This is a genomic window from Bacillus cereus group sp. BfR-BA-01309, assembly GCF_022664315.1.
Classification (GTDB): domain Bacteria; phylum Bacillota; class Bacilli; order Bacillales; family Bacillaceae_G; genus Bacillus_A; species Bacillus_A mobilis.
Map to the genome: position 1 here is coordinate 334924 of NZ_JAKUHE010000002.1, position 16797 is coordinate 351720.

Here is a 16797-nt window from a genome sequence, read left to right on the forward strand (position 1 = left end):
TTTTACTTTTTATACATAACAAAATAAACCATCTCGATATCGAGATGGTTTATTTTATATAAAGCACAATCGCTACAATACTAAAGGAAAATGACATTATAAGTGCTGTTATAAAACTTGTATATTGTTTCTGCTGAAATGCTCCAATAACAAAAGTAAGATTGAGTATTGCCATACATACAATTGCTACGAGATAAGAACATATATTAAAAGTTGCCAATATGAATGTAATAACAAATAGAAATCCCATAAAAAATTGCATATACGAAATTTTTGGATTCAAGTACATATGAGCAACCCCTTTATCTAATTTTTACCCCGATTGGTGCGGGCTGATAGTCAGCGGGTAAAAACCTTCCACTGATTAAAGTTTTACTTTATCTTTCTATACTCTCATTAACTCATGGTTATGTACACATGTCAAGACAACTTATTACATATGAAAAAGCCAACCTTTTCGTTGGCTTTTTCATATGCAATGGCTCCTTTTTGTTTTGCCAATTGCTGAAAGGATTGTTTCGACTTCACAATCCATACTTTCGTTCCAATTGGAATGCGATCAAATAAATACTCCACATCGTTTTTCTTCATTCGTATACATCCTTGTGAAATATACTTTCCAATTGAACTAGGTTGGTTTGTTCCATGTATTCCATATTTACTTCCATCAGTTCCTCTTGCGTTAAATCCAATCCACCTTGACCCAAGTGGATTTTTCGGTGATCCCCCTGGAATATTCTTTGCAATATAATACGGATCCTTCGCTTTCATTACAACATCAAAAGTTCCCTCTGGAGTTAATTCATTTGTTTTCCCTGTCGCTACTGGAAAAACCTTTTGAATCTTTCCATCGTCAATATAAGCTAGTTTATTCGTCGCTTTATTTACAATAATGAAAGGATCTCCGGCACGTGGATTATCACCAAGAGGCCAAATAGGCGATAAAGAAAGACATAATATGAAAGAGAGAAGATACGGCATAAGTAATTCCTACCTTCTATATAAGTTCTTTTATATTATCCTTTCCCTTAAAACGACTTTTAATGAGTAAATATTGCTCCATTTCATACACAAGTTGAACAAGCTTCGCACGTATCTCAAACTCTTCACGTGTAACGGGCAATGGCATGTCTCTAAATAATTCTCTCATTTCTTGCAGCTGTCTTAAGGAAATAACCCCAGTACTCTCAGGGCTAATAGCATTCCCAATGTTTTCAACCACATCCGCAATCATGTCAGCTTGTTCATATGTCCATGATAAAGAAGCTGCTAATGGTATCATCCGCTCTAAAATTTCGAATTGCTGCATACGCATATTAAAGTAACGATAGTAATAGCCATCTTCTCGCATAAATGCATTCTCAAGTTTCTTAAACGATAAATCCCTTGCTTCATTTAGCATATTTTCAGTTTCAATAAGTTCTGCCCCGCTCCAACTACTTTCTCTGTTTCGTAAATAAACGACCATTTCAAACAAAATTGTTTTAAAATTACTTTCTATTGTATCCTGATACTCTTTTAGCTTATTTTCACTACTTGGCATATACATATTCACTAATAAAGCCACGCTAATTCCTATCGTTAATATCGCAATTTCATTTCCAACAATAAGCCATGTAATTTGTTTCAATGAATATAGATGCATCACAATAACTGAACTCGTGACAATACCTTCTTGAATTTTAAGCATAACTGCAGTCGGAATAAATGTAAGTAATAATATACTAATTGCTAGCGGTGTATATCCAATTGTTTCAAAAATACAAAATGCGAATACCATTGATAATACACAAGCTAAAAAACGATGTAACGATACTTGAAGTGATTTACGTTTCGTATTTTGTACACATAATATAACTAAAATGCCCGCTGAACTATAAAATTCTAATCCTAATAACTGAGCAATAAAAACTGCTGCGCCTGTCCCTATTGCTGTTTTTACTGTACGGTATCCAATTTTGAACATAGCACTGCTCCTATATGTATAAACGTATTTACAGTTAGTATAAAAAAAGGATGACACAATGTCATCCTTTTCTACTTATTATTCACGTAACCTTTACATATTACAATATTTTTTGTAAAAATTGTTGCGCACGTTCACTTTTCGGTGCTGCAAAAAATTCTGCTGGCGCACTATCTTCTACAAGCTTTCCACCATCTAAAAAGAGAACACGATCTGCTACTTCTTTTGCGAATCCCATTTCATGTGTAACAATCGCCATTGTCATTCCTGTCGTAACTAATGATTTCATAACTTCTAACACTTCTTTTACCATCTCTGGATCTAGTGCTGATGTTGGTTCATCAAATAACATAACTTCTGGTTCCATCGCTAACGCTCTCGCAATTGCTACACGTTGCTTTTGCCCTCCCGAAAGACGGTTTGGATACGTATCTTTTTTATCTAATAAACCAACCTTTTCTAATAGTTTCTCGGCTTTCTTTTCGGCTTCTTGTTTCGTTACTCCTTTTACATTGATAGGAGCATACGTAATATTTTCTAAAACAGTCATATGAGGAAATAGGTGAAAATGCTGAAATACCATTCCGACATTTTCACGAACGTGCATAATATTCGTTTTCGGATTCGTTACTTCTTCCGTTCCAATCCAAATGTGACCATTTGTCGGTGCCTCTAGCACATTCATACAACGTAAAAATGTTGATTTCCCTGATCCAGACGGTCCAATAATTGCTACTACTTCCCCTTTTTCAATCGTTGTTGTAATTCCTTTTAATACTTCGTTTTTTCCAAATGATTTATGAAGGTTTTCAATTTTAATCACTTTTCTTCATTCTCCCTTCAATTGCCTTCCCGACTAATGTAAGAATAATGACTAGCATATAATAAATTAGTCCAACAAAAAGTAATGGTTCAAGATATTTAAACGTCTCACCGCCTACAATGTAAGCGCGACGCATTAAATCGGTCGCTCCTATTACTGTTACTACAGCCGATTCTTTCGTAAGTGTCGCAAACTCGTTCACAAGCGCTGGTAATATATTTTTTAATGCTTGAGGGAAAATAATATTTCGCATCATTTTTCCGTAAGGAATCCCTAAAGCCATCGCTGCTTCTGTTTGTCCATTATCAACCGCTTGAATGCCGGCACGAATTACCTCTGACATATATGCACCTGAATTTAAGCTAAATGCTAATACAGCTGCTACGAATGCTGGTATATCATAACCAATTATTTGCGGGACACCGAAATAAATAATCATTAATTGCAATACAAGTGGTGTACCACGGAAAATTGATGTATAAAAATCTGCCGCTATATTTAATGCTCGTGTTCTAGCAATTTTGCAAAGCGCTAATAACGTTCCTAAAATAAATCCTGCTAGCGCTGATACTGCTACAATTTTCAAAGTAACTTCTAGGCCTTTTAGTATATATGGTATCGAAGGCGTAATCGCCGAAAAATCTAAGTTCATTCTGTTCATTCCCCTCACAGAAAAGTCAAAGGCAGCTTATTTTTCGCTGCCAAACCATTTCTTCACTAATTTATCCATTTCTCCATTTTCTTGCATTTTTTTAATTACTTTATTAAATTCTGCTGTTTTATCGCTGTTTTTCGGAAGGGCAATTGCTGCTCCTACTTCTTCTGGTGCTTCTTGAATTTCAATTCCTTGTAAATCTTTCATTTTCTCTACATAATTTTTAGCAACTGTGTCTTCTATAATTGCAGCGTCAAAACGACCAGCTTTAATTTCTTGTACGATTTCTGGTATACGGTCACGTCCCTCAACTTTGAAATCTACTTGTTTTTTAAATTCTGCCGCTTTCTCTTCTTGAATAGATCCTGTTTGTACCCCTACTTTTTTCCCTTTTAAATCCTCTACAGATTGAATGTTAGAATCCTTTTTAGAAACGACCATGTTTTTCGCAACAAAATAAATATCTGTGAAATCAACATTATTTTTACGCTCTGCAGTCGGCGTCATACCTGCCATTACGAAATCAACTTTTCCTGAGCTAAGAGATGCTAATAAACCACCAAAATCCATATCTTTCACTTTCACTTCATAACCAAGTTCTTTTCCGATATATTTAGCAACATCAACATCAAAGCCGATAATTTCATCACTTTTTGAAGCTTCTACGTATTCATATGGTTTATAATCTGCTGAAGTCCCCATAACCAGTACTTTTTTATTTTTTCCACTAGCCTTTTCTTCCCCATTACTACAAGCGCTGAACATACTTACAATTAAAATAAGTGCAAACGATATCGATAATAACTTCTTCATCTTTCTTCCCCCTAATAATGTATATTTAAAAGTTTAATAGAATATTTATTCGATGTTTGTATTGTATCAGTACTTTCATTTTTATGCAATATATAAAATAAAAATAAATAAAACAACAATGTTATTACCGTTTATCATGCATAAAATATTGCATAAAATAACATAACTATGCATGTCCCATAAAGTGAAACTTTAAGCAGTGGGGGTTTTCTTTAGCCCTCAACAATCGGACTTTAATGGGCAGCCCGACCCCCACCTAACTTCTTTTCTTTCGCTGAATTTTCAGGTGGGGGTCTTACTGTCCATTAAAGCGGGATAAATTTTAATACTAAATAAAAAAAGGCGGTACATCCACTTCATTGTGGACGTACCGCCTTTTCACTTATATTTATAGTTCTTCACAATTCTCTTCGAAATAAGATTGTAGCTTTGCAATAACTTGCATTGGTTCATGACCTTCAATTTCATGACGTTCTACCATCGTTACAATTTTTCCATCTTTTAATAAAGCGAATGATGGAGAAGAAGGTGGATATCCTTCAAAATATTCACGAGCTGTTGCTGTTGCTTCCTTATCTTGACCTGCAAACACCGTTACAAGATGGTTAGGACGTTTATCATAATGTACGGAATGCGCAGCTGCAGGACGAGCAATACCACCTGCACAACCACATACAGAGTTTACCATTACAAGTGTTGTTCCATTTCTTTTAAACGCTTCTTCTACTGCTTCCGGCGTCGTCAATTCTGTATATCCAGCAGAGACAATCTCTTCACGCGCTTGGCGGACAACATCATTCATAAAAAAGTTAAAATTAATCAATCTTTTCCCTCCTCTAAAACTACCTATTTGTATCTTACCAGTTAATGTTTATGAAATACAAGTAAGTTTACTTGTATTTGGGTATAGAAAAGGTGTTAGAGCTCTTGCTCTAACACCTTTTCTTAATGGCCACGATGCTTTTGCTTTGTTTTTTGTACTTTGATTAAACGTCTTCTTTGTTTTTCAGCTTCTCGCATCTCTTTAGACCGCACTTTCTTTTCTTGTTTATGCAGTTCATAAGATAAGCCAATTGCCTCTTGTGCCTTAGTAAAACGTTTTACATTTACTTCTTTTGCCGCTTGTCGTATGATACGTTTTATATTTTTTGGACGTTGTTTTTCTTTCACTTCCACACCGCATTTTGCAACGTGCTGGAAATACGCTAACATTGGACCATTCACAAATATAAGTACTTCTTCATCTGAAGGTTCCATTCCAAAAATATACCGTGCTCCATACAATTTTCCTTTTTCTTTATGTGTAATAATTCCTACGAAAAATTGACCATCGTGATATACTGTCAAATCCATTGACAGCCCCTCCTTTAAAAAAATTAGAAATACTGGACATCCCGGAGGGGAAGGTTACTGACATGTAATCATGCGTCTGGACTACCGACCAGAACTGTGTTTTTGTATCTCTTTCATTGTATTATATCTTATTTCCCATAATTTTTATATATTCCACAATCATTTTTTTATGCGATCCTACAATATAGTCAGGTAGTTCTGTTAGTGGAAAGAATGTAAGCTGAACCGCTTCTTCTTTATTCATAACAAACTCCCCTTCATATTCTTCTGTATAATAGGCTGTCGTTACGGATTGAAATTCATCACCATTTGCTAGTTTTGTAAAATAGTTCGCTCCTGAAAATACATTAATTAATCGAAGGTTCTTCACTTCTATTCCTGTCTCTTCATATACTTCACGGCAAGCTGTTTCTTCTGGTGATTCGCCAAGCTCCATTAGCCCGCCAGGCAACCCCCATTTTCCGTAAGGCTCTGTTCTTTGCTGTAATAATACATATCCATGTTCATTTATAACGAGTACAACAGCACCAACTAAAATTAAAGGGCGATGACCAACTACTTTTCGTAACTCCTCTACATATCCCATCGTATCCCTCCTTTTTCGTTGTCCACACTATTGTATCATATGTATGAAACGACAAAATGCGTATATTTTTCATTTTTTTAACAAAATATTTATTTTATGAGCTTCATCTACTGTAGCTAACATAATGGATTCAACTTCTGCGCTCTTCTCTAAAAATTCTCTCGCCCACTCTTCTGTTTTTCCTACTAAAGCTAGAACATCTTGCTGAATGCTCCCATCCTTTACTAATACAAAAGAAACTGGAGATCTTCTTCCCGCCACTTTCAGATCAAGTCGTGAAGCTGCTTCATATTGGGGATACTGAAATATAGAAACAACACCGCTTGCTTCCCATAATGCTAATTTAACCGTTTGAATATCGCTCACATTTCGCATACGAAGTTCCGAAAATAAATATTCCACCGTAATTCTCGCTTTTTTCAAATTGCTAAAATCAATGGAACCATTATGTATAAGAATAATAGGTGCCGGCTCTAAAAAGCGTCTCCATCTATCCCATTTCAACATTAAGACTGAGCTTATAATGTGAAGTACAACGAGTATGAACGTTGTAATCATCGAACCGAGTAATCCCACTTTTTCATCAGATAATGCGTTAGAAATATTCCCACCAAGCAATAATACTAATACGACATCTAAAAAACGAAGTTGTGCGATGGACCTTTGCCCCATCGCTTTCGCAACTAATATTAAAAATATGTATGCTATAATAGCCCGAATAACCCACTCACTATTAGAAAGATGCCGTGCCCCTTCAAAAATATGCATATGCATCACTTTGCACTCCTTACCCGTCTCAAACTGCTATTCTGTTTTAGTTTGCAACGTTTAAGAGCATATATGTAAAAAAGCTGGTTCGTATTTATACGAACCAGCTTTTTTACTTAACAGAAAACATATACTTTTTATACGTTTTCCGTACTGATAATATGAGACCCATCATAATCATATTTGAGAACAAGGAACTTCCCCCATATGATAAGAAAGGTAATGCAATCCCTTTTACAGGCATTAACCCAACGATCATACCGATGTTTTGGAATATTTGAACCGTTAATATTCCAATTGATCCAGCACATAATAATGTACCGAATAAATTATCAGCAGAATAACCAATAATAATTGTTCTATATAGTAGTAATAGGAACAAGAATACAACTAAAGCCGCTACGATAAATCCACCTTCTTCAGCAATTGTAGCAAAAATAAAGTCAGTATGCTTCTCAGGGATATAAACGTTCCCTTCGCCAAACCCTTTCCCTTCCATACCACCACTACCTACAGCTAAAATCGATTGCTGCGTTTGATAACCTTGATCTGCATTTTCAAATGGATTTAACCAACCTACAATACGTGATTGTTGGTGAGGTTTTAGTAACGTAACTAAATTATTAAAGAAGAAATCCTCATACCTTACGTAAATAAATATTAACGCAGATAAAACGGTCACCGGAATAACTGTACATAACGCTATCAATTTCTTCTGAATACCTGACATAAATAAAATACATGCAATAGCAGCAGCATATAAGAACACCATCCCTGTATCCGGTTGGCTATATACAACAGCCATAGGCGGGAGAGATACTAGCATAATTTTACCTACTAATTGTAAATCTGTTTGGAATGTTCTTGCCATATACTGTGCATTATGTTTCACTGCTATACTTGCTACTACGAGAAGCAAGGAAATTTTGAAAAACTCAGATGGCTGAATTTGTCCAACTAATGGAAACACAAACCATCTTTTTGCACCTAATTTTTCAGGTGTAAAAGTGGAAACCGGTAGTATTTTCAAAAGAATAAGTGAAGCAAATCCAACGATATAAAGTGGCCAAGACAATTTTTGTAATTGATCTAAGTCAATGCTTGCAACAAGCAGTAACAATACAACTCCAATTATGTAGTTCAAACCCTGTTTCATCGCAAAGTTTGCCTCTCCATATTGGCCAGTTTGCTGACTGCTATATATAGCAGCTATACTCGTAACACATAATGCAAACAAAATTAATATTAATTTTACATCTAAACTTTTTAGAAACTCGGTACTTCTTTTCATGACATCCTCCTGAAACATTGTTACAGCAAAATAAAAAACCAGGAGTCAACATTCTTCATGTTTTGACGACTGATTACACATTATCTATAAAACACTTATATAGAATAACTCTCTTTTTCATACAATACAATATATTATACTACAGTTTCGTCAGTAAGATTTGCCAAAAAATTATTCTTTTCTTATTTTATATCTATATACCATATATCAGCAATGTATTTTCGTAAATTTCTAATACATACTCGTTCATTGTAAGATTGCCGGGAAAAGTGTTGTACATATAGTAGGATGCAAATGAAGAAATAAGATGATAAAAAGCTCGCATAAGCGAGCTTTTTATTAATATACAGATGTATTATTTTCTGACGTATTTTCTAGAATTTCTTTTACACGTCCTAAGAACTTGCCACAAATTAGGCCATCTAGTACACGGTGATCAAGTGATAAACATAAGTTAACCATGTCGCGAGCACCGAACATACCGTTATCCATAATAACTGGGCGTTTTACAATTGATTCAACTTGTAAAATAGCCGCTTGTGGGTAATTAATAATACCCATAGATTGAACAGAACCGAATGATCCTGTGTTATTAATTGTAAATGTTCCACCTTGCATTTCGTCCGCTTTTAACGATTTCGTGCGTACTTTTCCTGCAAGCTCTGTAATTTCACGAGCGATACCTTTAATCGTCTTCTCGTCCGCGTGTTTAATTACTGGTACAAATAGTTCGTCCTCTGTTGCAACAGCGATAGAAAGGTTAATATCTTTCTTCTGAACAATCTTATCGCCAGCCCACATTGAATTGATTTGAGGATACTCTTTTAACGCTTGTGCTACTGCTTTTACGAAGAAAGCAAAGAACGTTAAGTTAAAGCCTTCGCGTTTTTTGAAATCACCTTTAATTGAATTACGGTATGACACAAGGTTTGTCACATCTACTTCAATCATCATCCAAGCGTGTGGTGCTTCGTGTTTACTACGTAACATGTTCGCTGCAATTGCTTTACGCACACCTGTTACTGGAATTTCGATATCGCCAGGCATTGTTGGTACAGAAACTGGTTTTGCCGCTTCTACTTTTTGTGCGACTGGCGCTGCTTTTGGTGCTTCTGGACGAGCTTCTACTACTGCTGCTACCGCTTCCTCTTTCTTCGCACCTGCTTGCGGAATATTTCCAGATTCCACTAGCGTTAAAATATCTTTACGAGTGATACGGCCATTTGCTCCCGTACCTTCTACTAGATCTAAATCAACGTTATGCTCACCCGCAAGTTTTAAAACAGCTGGTGAAAAACGTGGTTTGCCATCAGTTGGTTGTTTTGCTTTCGGTGCTTTTGCAGACGTAGCTACTTCTGCCCTTGGTTCTTCTTTTGTTTTTTCTTCAACAGCTGTCGCTGCTACTTCATCTGCGCCTTCTACTTGAATAACACAAACTACTTCGCCTACAGCTAACGTCTCACCTTCACCAGCGATTAACTCTTTCACAATACCAGTGAAAGAAGATGGTACTTCAGCATTTACTTTATCAGTCATTACTTCTGCAAGCGGATCATACTTATTTACGTGATCGCCAACATTAACGAGCCATTTACTAATTGTACCCTCTGTAACGCTCTCCCCGAGCTGAGGCATTGTGATATTTTCTACAGCCATGTATAGTCCCCCCGATTAAAATTCCGCAAGTTCACGCATTGCTTTTTCAACTTTATCTGGATTTACCATAAAGAATTTTTCCATTGTTGGTGCATATGGCATTGCTGGAACGTCTGGACCTGCAAGACGTGCGATTGGCGCATCTAAATCAAACAGACAGTTTTCCGCAATAATTGCTGCCACTTCACTGATAATACTTCCTTCTTTATTGTCTTCTGTTACAAGAAGAACTTTACCTGTTTTAGAAGCTGCTTCAATAATTGCTTCTTTATCTAATGGATATACAGTACGTAAATCAAGAACATGTGCAGAGATGCCATCTTGTGCTAACTTTTCAGCTGCTTGAAGAGCAAAATGAACACATAATCCGTATGTGATAACAGTAATATCATCACCTTCACGTTTTACATCTGCTTTTCCGATTGGTAATACGTAATCATCCTCTGGCACTTCACCTTTAATTAAGCGATATGCACGTTTATGTTCGAAGAATAATACTGGATCTTCATCACGAATTGCTGCTTTTAATAAACCTTTTGCATCATATGGTGTAGAAGGGATAACAATTTTTAAACCTGGTTGGTTTGCAAACATCGCTTCCACAGATTGTGAATGATACAATGCACCGTGGACACCCCCACCAAATGGTGCACGAATTGTAACTGGACAAGTCCAATCGTTATTAGAACGATAACGAATTTTTGCTGCCTCAGAAACAATTTGGTTTACTGCTGGCATGATGAAATCAGCAAACTGCATTTCAGCGATTGGACGCATACCATACATTGCCGCACCAATTGCTACCCCAGCAATTGCAGATTCCGCAAGCGGTGCATCAAGCGCACGATCTTCACCAAATTGATCATACAAACCATGTGTCGCTTTAAATACGCCACCTTTTTTACCAACATCTTCACCTAAAACGAATACTTTCTCATCGCGTTCCATTTCTTCGCGCATTGCTAATGTAATAGCATCAATATAAGACATTACAGCCATGAAACGTTCCCCCCTATTCTGCGTATACGTGCTTCAATGCATCTTCAGGTGCTGCATACGGAGCATTTTCTGCATATTCTGTTGCTTCATTTACGATATGCATAATTTCGTCTAACATTTGTTTTTCAGATTCCTCAGTTAACACGCCAGCTTCTTTTAAATAAGCAGCAAATGTTATAATTGAATCTTTTTTCTTTGCTTCTTCTACTTCTTCTTTATCACGATAAACACGATCATCATCGTCACTAGAATGTGCTGTTAAACGATATGATACTGTTTCAATTAAAGTTGGGCCTTCACCACGACGGCCGCGGTCTGCAGCTTCTTTTACAGCTGTATATACTGCAAGTGGATCGTTTCCGTCTATTGTATATCCAGGCATACCGTAACCAATTGCACGATCTGATACATTTTTACATGCTAATTGTTTTTCAACCGGAATAGAGATTGCGTATTTATTATTTTCACACATGAAAATAACAGGTAGTTTGTGTACGCCAGCAAAGTTTGCGCCTTCATGGAAGTCACCTTGGTTTGAAGAACCTTCTCCAAATGTAACAAACGTTACTAAATCTTTCTTTTCCATTTTTCCAGCTAATGCAATACCAACTGCATGTGGTACTTGCGTTGTTACTGGAGATGATCCTGTCACAATACGATTTTTCTTTTGACCGAAGTGACCAGGCATTTGACGACCACCAGAGTTTGGATCTCCAGCTTTCGCGAAAGCAGACAACATAAGTTCTTTAGCTGTCATACCAAACGCTAGTACAACACCCATATCACGGTAGTATGGTAATGCATAATCTTTCTCTCTATCAAGAGCGAATGCTGCTCCAACTTGTGCCGCCTCTTGTCCTTGACAAGAAATTACGAATGGAATTTTACCAGCGCGGTTTAATAACCACATACGTTCGTCGATTTTACGTGCAAGTAACATCGTACGGAACATCTCTAATACTTGCTCATCACTTAAGCCAAGCTCTTCATGGCGCTTTTCTTTTACTTCTGCCATTTTTCATAACCTCCTAAATCCACATTTTTATGCGTGTAACGCTTTTCCATCTACAGCTAATGCTGCTTCACCAATCGCCTCAGATAATGATGGATGCGGATGAATTGTATGTGCTACTTCCCACGGTGTTGCATCAAGTACTCTTGCAAGACCAGCTTCAGAAATCATATCTGTTACGTGTGGTCCAATCATGTGAACACCAAGAATGTCATTTGTTTCTTCATCAACTACAAGTTTTACAAAACCATCTGATTCGCCGTATACAAGTGCTTTTCCGATCGCACGGAATGAGAACTTACCTACTTTTAACTTATAGCCTTTTTCTTTCGCTTCTTGTTCTGTTAAACCGACAGAAGCAACTTCCGGACTGCTATATACGCATTTTGATACCATAGAATAATCAATTGGTGTAACTTCTTTACCCGCAATATGTTCTACTGCAACAATTCCTTCATGAGAAGCAACGTGAGCAAGTTGTAAGCCACCGATTACATCTCCAATTGCGTAAATATGAGATTCTTTCGTTTGATAAAACTCATTTGTTTGAATGTATCCTTTTTCCACAACGATATCCGTATTCTCTAAACCAATATTTTGCGTATTGGCTTGTCTTCCTACAGATACAAGCATTTTTTCTGCTTTAAATTCTTTATTCTCACCGTTATGTTCAGCTTGAATTGTTACTCCATTATCTTTTACCAATGTTTCTGGTAATACTTTTGCACCAGTTACCACTTTAATACCTTTTTTCTTGAATAGACGTTGCATTTCTTTTGAAACGTCCTGATCTTCTAGTGGTAGTATCGTTTTCGCATACTCTAATACTGTAACTTCTACACCGAAGTCAGCAAGCATAGATGCCCACTCAATACCGATTACACCGCCACCAACGATAATAATCGAACTAGGAAGCGTTTCCATTTTTAGAGCATGATCGGAAGACATTACATACTCTCCGTCTAATTCTAAACCTGGTAATGAATTCGGACGAGAACCTGTTGCAACAAGTACATTTTTTGGAATTAACATTTCATTCTCTTCTCCACTTGCAAGTTCAACTGAAATTGTCCCTGGCATTGGAGAGAAAATAGATGGGCCAAGAATACGGCCAATACCTTCAAACACATCAATTTTACCTTGTTTCATTAAGTGTTGAACACCTTTATGAAGTTGCGTTACAATCTTCTCTTTACGCTCTTGCACTTTCGCAAAGTTTAGTTCTACATTACTTGCAATAACCCCGAACTCTTCGCTTTTTTTAGCAGTTGCGTATACTTCCGCACTACGCAAAAGAGCTTTACTAGGAATACATCCTTTGTGCAAACAAGTACCACCAAGATTTTCTTTTTCAACAAGTGCAGTTTTTAAACCTAGTTGCGATGCTCGAATAGCAGCAACATAACCACCAGTACCGCCGCCAACGATGACTAAATCATATTCTCTTGCCATTATCTCAACCCCTAGCTACTGTTTGTTTTTCTCGTACAACATACTCTTTCGGCGCTTCTTCTTCACGTAATACACGAAGTGCTCCTTCTGCTAATGCTTGTAATTCATCTTCCCCTGGATGTACGATAACATCAGCAATCCAGTCCACACGTTCTTTTATTTCATCGACAAGAATTTTACTGTACGCAAGTCCACCAGTTAGAACGATTGCATCAATTTTCCCGTGAAGTACAGCGCTAGCTCCGCCAATCTCTTTCGCAACTTGATATGCCATTGCTTTATAAATAAGAGTTGCTTCCGGATCACCTTTTTCAACCATTTGTTCTACTTTGATTGCATCATTTGTACCGATTAGACTTACAAGTCCACCTTGTCCAACAAGCTTTTTAACCATTTCGTCACGGTAATACTCACCAGAGAAACACATCTCAACTAATTGTCCTACCGGTACTGTACCAGCACGCTCTGGACTAAATGGTCCTTCACCGTTTAAGCCGTTATTCACATCGATAACTTTTCCTTTTTTATGAGCACCAACTGTAATACCGCCGCCCATATGTGTAACTAATAAATTTAAATCCTCGTATTTGTGATTTAATTCTTCAGCTACTTTACGAGCAACTGCTTTTTGGTTTAATGCATGGAAAATGCTTTTACGTTCCATACCAGCAATACCGCTTATACGAGCAATCGGCTCCATTTCATCTACAACGACAGGATCTACTATGAATGCCGGAATATTTAATCCAGAAGCGATTTCATATGCTAAAATGCCTCCAAGATTTGAAGCATGATGACCGCTAAAGCCATTTTTTAAATCTTCTAACATCGAATCGTTCACTGTGTATGTTCCGCCTTCGATTGGACGAAGTAATCCCCCGCGCCCACAAACTGCGTTTAACTTTGAAATGTTAATACCGTGAGAATGTAGAACTTCTAAGATCGTTTCTTTACGAAATTCATATTGGTCAATAATTCTCTTATATTTTCCAATTTGTTCTTCGTCATGACGAATAGTCTCTTCTAAAACGGGTCTTTCATTATCAAAAACACCAATTTTTGTGGATGTACTACCCGGATTAATAACAAGAATTCGATTTAAGGACACTGTTGCTACCTCCACTAATAAATTCAAAAGGAAGTGGAAACCTCGTAAGAGGTAACCACACCTTTTGTAAAAGTAATATATGAATGATTAGCGACGGCTAATAATGTCGTGACCGTTGCGTAAGTATGTGCTACGAGAGTTTTTCAAGCTTGCAATGCGCTCTTCAGCTAAACGATCTGCTGCTACATAAGTTGCAATGCCATCACGTTTTGAAATTTCGATTACTTTTGCAATTGTGTCATAAATTGACTCAACACGTTTTAGTGCACGTTCTCTATTGTATCCATATAACTCGTCTGCTACGTTAATTACACCACCAGCATTGATAACATAGTCTGGTGCGTATACAATACCCATTTCATGAATCACGTCGCCATGACGATCTTCTTTTAATTGGTTATTTGCAGAACCTGCGATTACTTTTGCTTTAAGTTGTGGAATAGTTTCGTCATTAACTGTTGCGCCTAATGCACATGGTGCGTAAATATCACATTCAACACCGTAAATTTCATTTGGTTCAACTGCTGATGCACCGAATTCTTCTACCGCGCGTTGTACAGCTTCTTTATTAATATCTGTAACGATTAGTTTTGCTCCTTCAGCGTGTAAATGTTTGCATAGGTGATATGCTACGTTACCAACACCTTGAACAGCAATTACTTTTCCTTCTAAATTATCAGTACCGAAAGCCTCTTTCGCAGCTGCTTTCATCCCACGGTAAACACCGTATGCAGTTACTGGAGATGGGTTACCAGAAGAACCGAATGATGGTGAAATACCTGTTACAAAGTCAGTTTCTTCGTGGATAATATCCATATCATCTACTGTTGTACCAACATCTTCAGCTGTAATGTAACGTCCGTTTAGTCCTTGAATGTAACGTCCTAATGCGCGGAACATCGCTTCGCTCTTATCTTTACGTGGATCACCGATAATTACTGTTTTCGCACCACCTAAGTTTAAGCCAGCTGCTGCGTTTTTGTATGTCATCCCTTTTGCAAGACGCAATGCATCTTCAATCGCCGCTTCTTCAGAATCATATGTCCACATTCTTGTTCCACCAAGAGCTGGTCCAAGTGTTGTATCATGAATTGCAATAATTGCTTTTAAACCAGATTCTTTATCTTGACAAAATACTACTTGCTCATAATCATATTTTTCTAAGTATTCGAAGATTTCTAATGTCATTGTCGTTTCCCCCTAGTGTTTTACCCTTTTTGGTTTATTTTGAAGCAGTCGTAACTGCCAATGCTAATGAATATACTTTTGTTTCTGCTGAATCAGCACGAGATGTTAAAACAATCGGTGCTTTTGCGCCAGCAATCATAGCTCCTACTTTTGCATCCGCAAAGTATACGAGTGATTTGTATAGCACATTTCCAGCTTCAATCGTTGGGACGAGTAAAATGTCTGCCTTACCTGCTACATCACTTACTATGCCTTTATGTTCTGCTGCAATTTGTGATACTGCATTATCTAAAGCAAGTGGTCCATCAACGACACAATTTTTAATTTGTCCGCGGCGATTCATTTGAGTTAACATCGCTGCATCAATTGTCGCTTGCATCGCAGGATTCACAACCTCTACCGCTGCAATTGGTGCTACCTTTGGCAGATCTATCCCTATTGCCCGGGCAACTTCTACAGTATTCTGTATAATAGCAGCTTTCTGTGTTACATCAGGTGCAATGTTCATCGCTGCATCTGTAACAAAAATTAGACGATCGTAATTTGGAACTTCAAATGCTGCAACGTGTGAAAGTACGCTACCTTTACGAAGTCCCCACTCCTTATTTAATACAGCTTTCAAAATATTTGCTGTTGGGATGTTTCCCTTCATAAGCACATCTGCTTCGCCATTTCTTACAGCTTTAACAGAAAGTTCTGCAGCCTCAGCACTTGATGCTGCTGCAATCACTTCAATATGTTCTGAAGTTTGTAAACCATGTTCTTGTAACATCCCCATTATTTTTTCTTGATTTCCATATAGACGAAATTGAGCTAGCTGTAATGTAATTGCTTTCGCTACAGCTTCAATTACTTCATGATCTTCAGCTACTGCTACAGCCACAGTTTTTTTAGGCTGGCCTGCTGCTTGATCAATTAAGTGTTCTAACTTCATATTTTGTAATCAACCCTTTCCGTCGTCCCTCGTCTTTTTATAAAGCAAATACCGTGCCAACTTTTCAAAGTGGTCTTACCAATAATGAAAACGCATTCAAAATGCAGTAAAATCAATACTTTAGAAAATAACAAAATATTCTGTCTTGATTTGTCGTATTTTGTATACCATGCAATAAATTGCATGGTACGCA

General features: G+C 37.2%; 18 protein-coding genes. All 18 read right to left on the minus strand.

Annotated elements, in window-relative coordinates; genetic code table 11:
- Positions 1-49: 49 nt before the first annotated feature.
- The 18 genes from MR115_RS05305 to yqiS all read right to left on the minus strand — a co-directional run bounded on the left by MR115_RS05305 (position 50) and on the right by yqiS (position 16604).
- Positions 50-289, minus strand: coding sequence for a DUF3894 domain-containing protein (locus MR115_RS05305; RefSeq protein ID WP_242240312.1), 240 nt, complete (start codon positions 287-289; stop codon positions 50-52).
- Between the two features lie 131 nt (positions 290-420).
- Positions 421-981 carry a L,D-transpeptidase gene (locus tag MR115_RS05310; RefSeq protein ID WP_242240315.1) on the minus strand — a complete coding sequence of 187 codons (561 nt, stop codon included), beginning with the start codon at positions 979-981 and terminating at the stop codon, positions 421-423.
- 16 nt (positions 982-997) lie between these two features.
- Positions 998-1966 carry an aromatic acid exporter family protein gene (locus MR115_RS05315; RefSeq protein WP_000472675.1) on the minus strand — a complete coding sequence of 323 codons (969 nt, stop codon included), beginning with the start codon at positions 1964-1966 and terminating at the stop codon, positions 998-1000.
- Positions 1967-2066: 100 nt separating this feature from the next.
- Positions 2067-2789 carry an amino acid ABC transporter ATP-binding protein gene (locus MR115_RS05320; RefSeq protein ID WP_000590218.1) on the minus strand — a complete coding sequence of 241 codons (723 nt, stop codon included), beginning with the start codon at positions 2787-2789 and terminating at the stop codon, positions 2067-2069.
- Positions 2782-3441, minus strand: coding sequence for an amino acid ABC transporter permease (locus MR115_RS05325; RefSeq protein ID WP_242240317.1), 660 nt, complete (start codon positions 3439-3441; stop codon positions 2782-2784). The genes MR115_RS05320 and MR115_RS05325 overlap by 8 nt, the downstream gene beginning before the upstream one ends.
- 36 nt (positions 3442-3477) lie before the next feature.
- Positions 3478-4257 (minus strand): transporter substrate-binding domain-containing protein, encoded by a 780-nt coding sequence (locus tag MR115_RS05330; protein ID WP_242240320.1) that lies wholly within the window; start codon positions 4255-4257, stop codon positions 3478-3480.
- A 388-nt stretch (positions 4258-4645) separates the two neighbouring features.
- Positions 4646-5059, minus strand: coding sequence for a BrxA/BrxB family bacilliredoxin (locus tag MR115_RS05335; RefSeq protein WP_002008492.1), 414 nt, complete (start codon positions 5057-5059; stop codon positions 4646-4648).
- 143 nt (positions 5060-5202) lie between these two features.
- Positions 5203-5610 carry a YjdF family protein gene (locus tag MR115_RS05340; protein ID WP_242240323.1) on the minus strand — a complete coding sequence of 136 codons (408 nt, stop codon included), beginning with the start codon at positions 5608-5610 and terminating at the stop codon, positions 5203-5205.
- A 121-nt stretch (positions 5611-5731) separates the two neighbouring features.
- Positions 5732-6196, minus strand: coding sequence for an NUDIX hydrolase (locus MR115_RS05345; RefSeq protein ID WP_061678082.1), 465 nt, complete (start codon positions 6194-6196; stop codon positions 5732-5734).
- A 69-nt stretch (positions 6197-6265) separates the two neighbouring features.
- A complete protein-coding gene (locus tag MR115_RS05350; protein WP_061678081.1) occupies positions 6266-6970 on the minus strand; it encodes a DUF421 domain-containing protein in 705 nt (234 codons plus the stop codon).
- A 106-nt stretch (positions 6971-7076) separates the two neighbouring features.
- Positions 7077-8255 (minus strand): FtsW/RodA/SpoVE family cell cycle protein, encoded by a 1179-nt coding sequence (locus tag MR115_RS05355; RefSeq protein ID WP_061677489.1) that lies wholly within the window; start codon positions 8253-8255, stop codon positions 7077-7079.
- A 339-nt stretch (positions 8256-8594) separates the two neighbouring features.
- Positions 8595-9911 (minus strand): dihydrolipoamide acetyltransferase family protein, encoded by a 1317-nt coding sequence (locus tag MR115_RS05360; protein WP_242240325.1) that lies wholly within the window; start codon positions 9909-9911, stop codon positions 8595-8597.
- A gap of 15 nt (positions 9912-9926) precedes the next feature.
- Positions 9927-10910 (minus strand): 3-methyl-2-oxobutanoate dehydrogenase subunit beta, encoded by a 984-nt coding sequence (gene bfmBAB, locus MR115_RS05365; RefSeq protein ID WP_000290073.1) that lies wholly within the window; start codon positions 10908-10910, stop codon positions 9927-9929.
- Positions 10911-10923: 13 nt separating this feature from the next.
- Positions 10924-11925 (minus strand): 3-methyl-2-oxobutanoate dehydrogenase subunit alpha, encoded by a 1002-nt coding sequence (bfmBAA, locus tag MR115_RS05370; RefSeq protein WP_061677485.1) that lies wholly within the window; start codon positions 11923-11925, stop codon positions 10924-10926.
- Between the two features lie 27 nt (positions 11926-11952).
- Positions 11953-13374, minus strand: coding sequence for a dihydrolipoyl dehydrogenase (gene lpdA / locus MR115_RS05375; protein ID WP_000090438.1), 1422 nt, complete (start codon positions 13372-13374; stop codon positions 11953-11955).
- 4 nt (positions 13375-13378) lie between these two features.
- A complete protein-coding gene (gene buk, locus MR115_RS05380) occupies positions 13379-14482 on the minus strand; it encodes a butyrate kinase (protein ID WP_000056195.1) in 1104 nt (367 codons plus the stop codon).
- A gap of 87 nt (positions 14483-14569) precedes the next feature.
- Positions 14570-15670 carry a leucine dehydrogenase gene (locus MR115_RS05385; RefSeq protein ID WP_000171356.1) on the minus strand — a complete coding sequence of 367 codons (1101 nt, stop codon included), beginning with the start codon at positions 15668-15670 and terminating at the stop codon, positions 14570-14572.
- A 34-nt stretch (positions 15671-15704) separates the two neighbouring features.
- Positions 15705-16604: a phosphate butyryltransferase gene (gene yqiS / locus MR115_RS05390; protein ID WP_242240330.1), complete on the minus strand. Its 900-nt coding sequence runs from the start codon at positions 16602-16604 to the stop codon at positions 15705-15707.
- Between the last annotated feature and the right edge of the window lie 193 nt (positions 16605-16797).

What these genes read in the sequence shown, in the direction of transcription:
- yqiS (WP_242240330.1), bottom strand. Translation starts at nt 16,604, where the DNA reads ATGAAGTTAGAACACTTAATTGATCAAGCAGCAGGCCAGCCTAAAAAA.
- MR115_RS05355 (WP_061677489.1), bottom strand. Translation starts at nt 8,255, where the DNA reads ATGAAAAGAAGTACCGAGTTTCTAAAAAGTTTAGATGTAAAATTAATA.
- MR115_RS05315 (WP_000472675.1), bottom strand. Translation starts at nt 1,966, where the DNA reads ATGTTCAAAATTGGATACCGTACAGTAAAAACAGCAATAGGGACAGGC.
- MR115_RS05310 (WP_242240315.1), bottom strand. Translation starts at nt 981, where the DNA reads ATGCCGTATCTTCTCTCTTTCATATTATGTCTTTCTTTATCGCCTATT.
- MR115_RS05335 (WP_002008492.1), bottom strand. Translation starts at nt 5,059, where the DNA reads ATGAATGATGTTGTCCGCCAAGCGCGTGAAGAGATTGTCTCTGCTGGA.
- MR115_RS05385 (WP_000171356.1), bottom strand. Translation starts at nt 15,670, where the DNA reads ATGACATTAGAAATCTTCGAATACTTAGAAAAATATGATTATGAGCAA.
- bfmBAB (WP_000290073.1), bottom strand. Translation starts at nt 10,910, where the DNA reads ATGGCTGTAATGTCTTATATTGATGCTATTACATTAGCAATGCGCGAA.
- MR115_RS05325 (WP_242240317.1), bottom strand. Translation starts at nt 3,441, where the DNA reads ATGAACTTAGATTTTTCGGCGATTACGCCTTCGATACCATATATACTA.
- MR115_RS05305 (WP_242240312.1), bottom strand. Translation starts at nt 289, where the DNA reads ATGTACTTGAATCCAAAAATTTCGTATATGCAATTTTTTATGGGATTT.
- bfmBAA (WP_061677485.1), bottom strand. Translation starts at nt 11,925, where the DNA reads ATGGCAGAAGTAAAAGAAAAGCGCCATGAAGAGCTTGGCTTAAGTGAT.
- MR115_RS05345 (WP_061678082.1), bottom strand. Translation starts at nt 6,196, where the DNA reads ATGGGATATGTAGAGGAGTTACGAAAAGTAGTTGGTCATCGCCCTTTA.
- MR115_RS05330 (WP_242240320.1), bottom strand. Translation starts at nt 4,257, where the DNA reads ATGAAGAAGTTATTATCGATATCGTTTGCACTTATTTTAATTGTAAGT.
- MR115_RS05340 (WP_242240323.1), bottom strand. Translation starts at nt 5,610, where the DNA reads ATGGATTTGACAGTATATCACGATGGTCAATTTTTCGTAGGAATTATT.
- MR115_RS05360 (WP_242240325.1), bottom strand. Translation starts at nt 9,911, where the DNA reads ATGGCTGTAGAAAATATCACAATGCCTCAGCTCGGGGAGAGCGTTACA.
- MR115_RS05350 (WP_061678081.1), bottom strand. Translation starts at nt 6,970, where the DNA reads ATGCATATGCATATTTTTGAAGGGGCACGGCATCTTTCTAATAGTGAG.
- lpdA (WP_000090438.1), bottom strand. Translation starts at nt 13,374, where the DNA reads ATGGCAAGAGAATATGATTTAGTCATCGTTGGCGGCGGTACTGGTGGT.